Source organism: Corallococcus sp. AB032C (assembly GCF_003668935.1).
GTDB lineage: Bacteria > Myxococcota > Myxococcia > Myxococcales > Myxococcaceae > Corallococcus > Corallococcus exiguus.
Genome location: NZ_RAWP01000212.1, coordinates 1 through 5,575, shown reverse-complemented (window position 1 = coordinate 5,575; position 5,575 = coordinate 1). Strand labels below are relative to the sequence as shown.

The window sequence follows — 5,575 nt, the reverse complement described above, 5'->3', positions numbered from 1 at the left end:
CTCCTCCTGCCCCCGAGCCGTCCCCCGCCATGCCGTCTCTTCTTCCGCTCTCCTCCGCCCGCGCCGCCGGGCTCCTCGCGGCGCTCGCGCTGGTGCTCACCAGCGCCACGCCCGCGTTCGCCCTGCCGGGTGGAGGCAAGACGCCCCGCGCCATCGTGGAGGCGGACTCCGACCTGCCCCCGCCGGTGACGGGCGTGGACGTGGAGGAGCACCTGGGGGATCCGCTCCCCCTGGAGACGCGCTTCCTGGACTCCACCGGGGAAGAGGTGCGGCTGGGCACGCTGCTGTCGAAGACGCGCCCCACCCTGCTCACGCTCGTCTATTACGAGTGCCCCATGCTCTGTAACCTCGTCATCAACGAGCAGGTCCGCGTGATGCGCGAGCTGGGCCTGGAGCTGGGCAAGGACTACGAGGCCGTCACCGTCAGCATCGACCCCAAGGACACCCCGGCGCAGAGCACCGAGCGGCGGCGCAAGTACCTCCAGTCCATGGGCAAGCCGGAGACGGCTCCGTGGCACTTCCTCACCGGCACCGACGAGAACATCCACAAGCTCGCCGATGCCGTGGGCTTCAAATACACGTATGAACCGAGCACGAAGCAGTACGCCCACCCCGCGGTGGTCACCGTGCTCACCCCGGAGGGGAGCATCTCCCGCTACCTCTACGGCACGTCGTTCGACCGCAAGGACGTGAAGCTTTCGCTGCTGGAAGCAGCGGGCGGTCGGGTCGGGACGAGCGTCGATCGCATCGTCATGTCCTGTTTCAAGTATGACACCGCCACGCGGCGGTACGGTTTCTACATCTTCGGGTTCATCCGCCTGGGCTCCCTGGCTGTCTTTGGCGCCCTGGCCACGATGCTGATCTATTTCTGGAGGCGCGAGCTGAAGAAAGGCGCGACTACATGAGCGACCTGGCCAACCAATTCCTGTTCCTCCCGGAGCGCGCGTCCACGTTCGCGGAACGGGTCGACTTCCTGCACTACTTCGTCGTCGGCACGACGATGGTGATGTCCGCGGGCGTCGGCCTCGCGGCGCTCTTCATGTTCTTCCGCTACCGTCGGCGGGAGGCCCACCAGCACACGGAATACGTGGTGCCGGACCTGAAGACGGAGTTCCTCTTCGTCTCCGTTCCGCTGGTGTTCTTCCTGGCGTGGTTCGCCATCGGGTTCCGGGACTTCACCTGGTTCACCACTCCGCCCAAGGACTCGATGGATGTCTACGTCATGGGCAAGCAGTGGATGTGGAAGTTCTCCTATCCGGAGGGCCCCAACGGCGTGAACGTGCTGCACGTGCCGGCTCACCGCCCGGTGCGCCTGCTCATCACGTCCCGCGACGTCATCCACTCCTTCTACGTCCCGTCCTTCCGCATCAAGATGGACGCGCTGCCGGGCCGCTACACGCAGGCCTGGTTCGAGGCGACGAAGCCCGGCACGTACCAGGTGCTCTGCACCGAGTACTGCGGCTTGTCGCACTCGAAGATGCTGGCGGAGGTCGTCGTGCTCGCGCCGGAGGACTACGAGAACTGGCTGAAGGAGCAGCAGCGTGGCCGCCTGCAGGACCGGCAGGACGCGCTGGCGGACACCTCGCTGGTGCCCCCTGTCGCCCGCATGGCCGAGCAGGGCCAGAAGCTGGTGGGCACGCAGGGCTGCCTCAAGTGCCACTCGGTGGACGGCTCCAAGCACATCGGCCCCACCTTCCTGGGCATGTACGAGCGTGAAGAGAAGCTCGACGATGGCCAGAGCATCCGCGTGGACGAAGCCTACATCACCCAGTCGATGATGGACCCGGGCGCGCACATCGTCGCCGGCTACCAGAACGTGATGCCGACCTACCAGGGCAAGCTGCAGGGCCCCGAGTCGGCCGCCATCGTCGAGTACATCAAGACGCTGCGCACCGCGAACGTGCGTGAGACCGCTTCCGAGGGCCCCGCCTATGACCCCATCCAGTAGCATCGCCGCGCCGGGGGCCGTCCCCGGCCATGAGGCGCACGACGACCACGGCCACCACCCGAGCTACCTGACGGACGGCACCACGGTGAAGTCGTGGCTGCTGACGGTGGACCACAAGCGCATCGGCATCATGTACATGGCGTGGATCCTGCTCTTCTTCCTGGTGGGCGGCATCTTCGCGCTGCTCATCCGGATCGAGCTGCTCACGCCCGGTCCGACCATCATGGACGCGATGACGTACAACCGCGTCTTCACGCTGCATGGCGTGGTCATGATCTTCCTGTTCATGATCCCCGCCATCCCGGCCATCTTCGGCAACTTCCTGCTGCCTCTGATGCTGGGCGCCAAGGACGTGGCGTTCCCGCGGCTGAACCTGCTGTCGCTCTACGTGTACCTGGCGGGCGCGGGCTTCGCGCTCTGGGGCATGCTCAACGGCGGCCTGGACACCGGCTGGACGTTCTACACGCCGTACAGCGCGCACACGACGACCACGGTGGCGCCGGTGCTGTTCGGCGCGTTCATCATCGGGTTCAGCTCCATCCTCACGGGCATGAACTTCATCGTCACCACGCACACCATGCGCGCGCCGGGCATCACCTGGTTCAAGATGCCGCTGATGGTGTGGGCGCTCTACGCCACCAGCTGCATCCAGGTGCTGGCGACGCCGGTGATTGGCCTGCTGCTCCTGCTGGTGACGGCGGAGAACCTGTTCAGCCTGGGCATGTTCGACGTGGCCCGCGGCGGTGACCCGGTGCTCTTCCAGCACCTGTTCTGGTTCTACAGCCACCCGGCCGTGTACATCATGGTGCTGCCGGCGTTCGGCGTGATGAGCGAGGTCGTCTCCACGTTCAGCCGCAAGAACATCTTCGGCTACCGCGCGGTGGCGTACTCCAGCGTGGGCATCGCGTTCGTGGGCTTCTTCGCTTGGGGCCACCACATGTTCGTGTCCGGCCAGTCGACCTTCAACGCCGGCGTGTTCGGCGTGCTGTCGATGCTGGTGGGCGTGTTCACGGCCATCAAGGTCTTCAACTGGGTGGGCACCGTCTACAAGGGCGCGGTGGAGTTCAGCACCCCGTTCGCCTACTTCTGCGGCTTCCTGTTCTTCACCGTGTTCGGCGGCATGACGGGCATCGCGGTGGCGACGGTGTCGCTGGACGTGGCGTGGCACGACACCTACTTCGTCGTGGCGCACTTCCACTTCATCATGGTGGGCGCGACGATCATGGCCTTCCTGGCCGCGCTCCACTACTGGTTCCCGAAGATGTTCGGGAAGATGTACCACGAGGGGTGGGGCCTGGTTTCCGCGGCGCTCATCATCCTGGGCTTCAACGCGACGTTCATCCCCCAGTTCCTCGTGGGCAACGCGGGCATGCCGCGCCGCTACTACGAGTACCCGGAGCGCTTCCAGGCGCTGAACGTGGCGTCCACGGCCGGTGCGTCGCTGCTCGCGTTCGGCTTCATCATCATCGCCATCTACCTGACCTACGCGCTCATCTACGGCGAGCGCGTGGACAACCCGTGGCACAGCAAGGGCTACGAGTGGCTGACCCGCTCTCCGCCGCCCACGCACAACTTCATCGGGCCCCAGCCGACGTATCCCGAGGAGCCGCACTTCTACGTGGATCCGAAGAAGGCCCAGGGCGAGGTGTCGGATGTCTAGCGCTCACGTGACGCCGGGCTCGGTGCCCGGACCCAAGCTGGCCGCTCACTTCGCGTCGCTGGAGGTGCAGAAGCACGCGGCGCGGCTGGGCATGTGGCTGTTCCTCGCCACGGAAATCCTGCTCTTCGCCGGTCTGTTCGCGTGCTACGCGGCCTACCGCTTCCTGTTCCCGGAAGCGTGGGCGGCGTCCAGCCGCAGCCTGGACCTGACGATGGGCACCATCAACACGGTGGTGCTCATCACCTCCTCGTTCACCGCCGCCATGGCGGTGCACTACGCCAAGGAGGGGAACAACAAGATGGTGGGGCACATGAACGTGCTCACCCTCCTGATGGCGGTGGGCTTCCTCGTCATCAAGTTCTTCGAGTACAAGCACAAGTTCCACATCGGGACGCTGCCGGGCCGCTACTACTTCTACGAAGGCATCCAGCTGCCGGGCGCGCCGCTGTACTTCACGGTGTACTTCGCCTCCACCGCCCTGCACGCGCTGCACGTCGTCATCGGCATGACGGTGCTGGCGTTCGCCACGGTGCGCGCGTACCGCGTCGGGGACTTCAACGCGAACAACTACACGCAGGTCGAGCTGGGCTCCATGTACTGGCACCTCGTCGACCTGGTGTGGATCTTCCTCTTCCCGATGCTGTACCTGGTCTGAGGGTTACGACATGGCCATCGCCAACGAATCGCATCAGGAAGAGCACAACATGCAGGCGCACCACGGCGCCGGGCGCTACGTGGTCATCTGGATTGCCCTGCTGGTGCTCACGCTCGTCACGGTGTTCACCGGCCGCATGCACCTGCCTGACTTCGGTCTGGTGCTCGCGCTCGTCATCGCCAGCGTGAAGGGCACGCTGGTGGCGCTGTACTTCATGCACTTGTCGGAGCACCAGGGCGCCAACCGCCTGGTGTTCGGCGTGTCCATCCTGTTCGTGGTGCTGCTCATCGGCTTCTCGCTGATGGACCTGGGCACCCGCTTCCGTCTGGCCAACCCTCCGGGGTCGCAGTACAGCGACCTGCAGGCGGTGGACATCGGAGCGAACCCGACGGAAGGCCGCACGGGTGGCCACCAGCAGATCCAGAAGCAGGGACACGAAACGCACGAGTAGTTCGTCGCTTTCCGCAGTCCCCTGAAGCACGAACGCGGCGCCCGGGATTCTTCCCTGGCGCCGCGTCGCTTTTGGCGGGCTTGGGTGCCCGCAGGGGGGACTACAGGGCGACGGTCAGGTTGAAGGAGAGCGCCGTGTCGGTGGGCACCTTGCCCGGGGGCGGAGCGCTGTCGGACTTCACGAGGAAGCCCACGCCCAGGGCCAGCGCGTCGGTGAGGTTCGCCATCACCTGCGTCTGGCTGCTGAAGAGGATGCGCGCGTCGGAGATGACGCTGACCAGGATCTCCGCCTCTTCCTGGAAGGTGATGTCCTTGGAGACGCCGTAGCGGAACAGGGCGCCGAAGCGCGGACCGCCCAGGTCCACATCCGGCAGGTCCACGCGATCCGGGTAGTACTGGAAGCGCATCTCGCGTGCGTAGCGGAAGGCGAAGTCGGTGCGCAGGACGGTTTCGCGCACGCTGGCCTTCTCATCCCTCTTGGTGTCGAACCAGAAGATGCTGGCACCGGCTTCACCGTAGGGCCGCGCCTCCACGCTCTTGATGTGGTCCGTGTCGACGCCGGTCAGCAGGTAGCCGCTGATCTCCTGCGTGAAGCGGCGGTCCCCACGCAGCTCGACGCCGGCGTTGAGGGCCACCACCTGGGACGGGGACTCCACCACCCCTTCCACCTGGGGCGCGCGGCTGCGGCCGTACGCGCCGTAGGCCTTCACGGAGTAGATCCAGTGCTCCGTCTTGCGCAGCGCGCTGGCCAGGCCGCTCACCGTCAGCGTGGACGCGTTGCCGGTGAGGGAGATGAGGCTCAGGCCCACGCTGACGTCCCAGACGCTGGGCTTCGCGGGGGCCGCGGCGGCGGCCTCGGGGG

6 protein-coding genes are annotated in these 5,575 nt (G+C 66.1%); 5 read left to right on the top strand and 1 reads right to left on the bottom strand.

The genetic code is table 11. From position 1 onward, the window contains the following. Positions 1–29: 29 nt before the first annotated feature. Genes D7X99_RS41350 through D7X99_RS41330 form a run of 5 tightly spaced genes read left to right on the top strand, consistent with a single transcriptional unit; the run spans position 30 to position 4,714 of the window. Positions 30–905, top strand: a complete 876-nt coding sequence (locus D7X99_RS41350; protein ID WP_120580873.1) for an SCO family protein — start codon at positions 30–32, stop codon at positions 903–905. Then, complete coding sequence (gene coxB, locus D7X99_RS41345) at positions 902–1,948, top strand: cytochrome c oxidase subunit II (RefSeq protein WP_120567457.1); 1,047 nt, start codon at positions 902–904, stop codon at positions 1,946–1,948. The genes D7X99_RS41350 and coxB overlap by 4 nt, the downstream gene beginning before the upstream one ends. Then, complete coding sequence (locus tag D7X99_RS41340) at positions 1,932–3,608, top strand: cytochrome c oxidase subunit I (protein WP_121782514.1); 1,677 nt, start codon at positions 1,932–1,934, stop codon at positions 3,606–3,608. The genes coxB and D7X99_RS41340 overlap by 17 nt, the downstream gene beginning before the upstream one ends. Continuing rightward, positions 3,601–4,263: a cytochrome c oxidase subunit 3 family protein gene (locus D7X99_RS41335; RefSeq protein WP_121782513.1), complete on the top strand. Its 663-nt coding sequence runs from the start codon at positions 3,601–3,603 to the stop codon at positions 4,261–4,263. Before D7X99_RS41340 ends, D7X99_RS41335 begins: the two co-directional genes overlap by 8 nt. A 10-nt stretch (positions 4,264–4,273) precedes the next feature. Then, on the top strand, positions 4,274–4,714 hold the full coding sequence (locus tag D7X99_RS41330) for a cytochrome C oxidase subunit IV family protein (protein ID WP_121782512.1): 441 nt from the start codon (positions 4,274–4,276) through the stop codon (positions 4,712–4,714). 100 nt (positions 4,715–4,814) lie between these two features. Here D7X99_RS41330 and D7X99_RS41325 read toward each other — a convergent pair. Continuing rightward, a partial coding sequence (locus D7X99_RS41325; protein ID WP_233614203.1) for a DUF481 domain-containing protein occupies positions 4,815–5,575 on the bottom strand: 761 nt, incomplete at its 5' end.

Bases quoted from the DNA above. Each gene is read 5' to 3' on its own strand.
- coxB (WP_120567457.1), top strand. From the start codon at position 902: ATGAGCGACCTGGCCAACCAATTCCTGTTCCTCCCGGAGCGCGCGTCC.
- D7X99_RS41340 (WP_121782514.1), top strand. From the start codon at position 1,932: ATGACCCCATCCAGTAGCATCGCCGCGCCGGGGGCCGTCCCCGGCCAT.
- D7X99_RS41350 (WP_120580873.1), top strand. From the start codon at position 30: ATGCCGTCTCTTCTTCCGCTCTCCTCCGCCCGCGCCGCCGGGCTCCTC.
- D7X99_RS41330 (WP_121782512.1), top strand. From the start codon at position 4,274: ATGGCCATCGCCAACGAATCGCATCAGGAAGAGCACAACATGCAGGCG.
- D7X99_RS41335 (WP_121782513.1), top strand. From the start codon at position 3,601: ATGTCTAGCGCTCACGTGACGCCGGGCTCGGTGCCCGGACCCAAGCTG.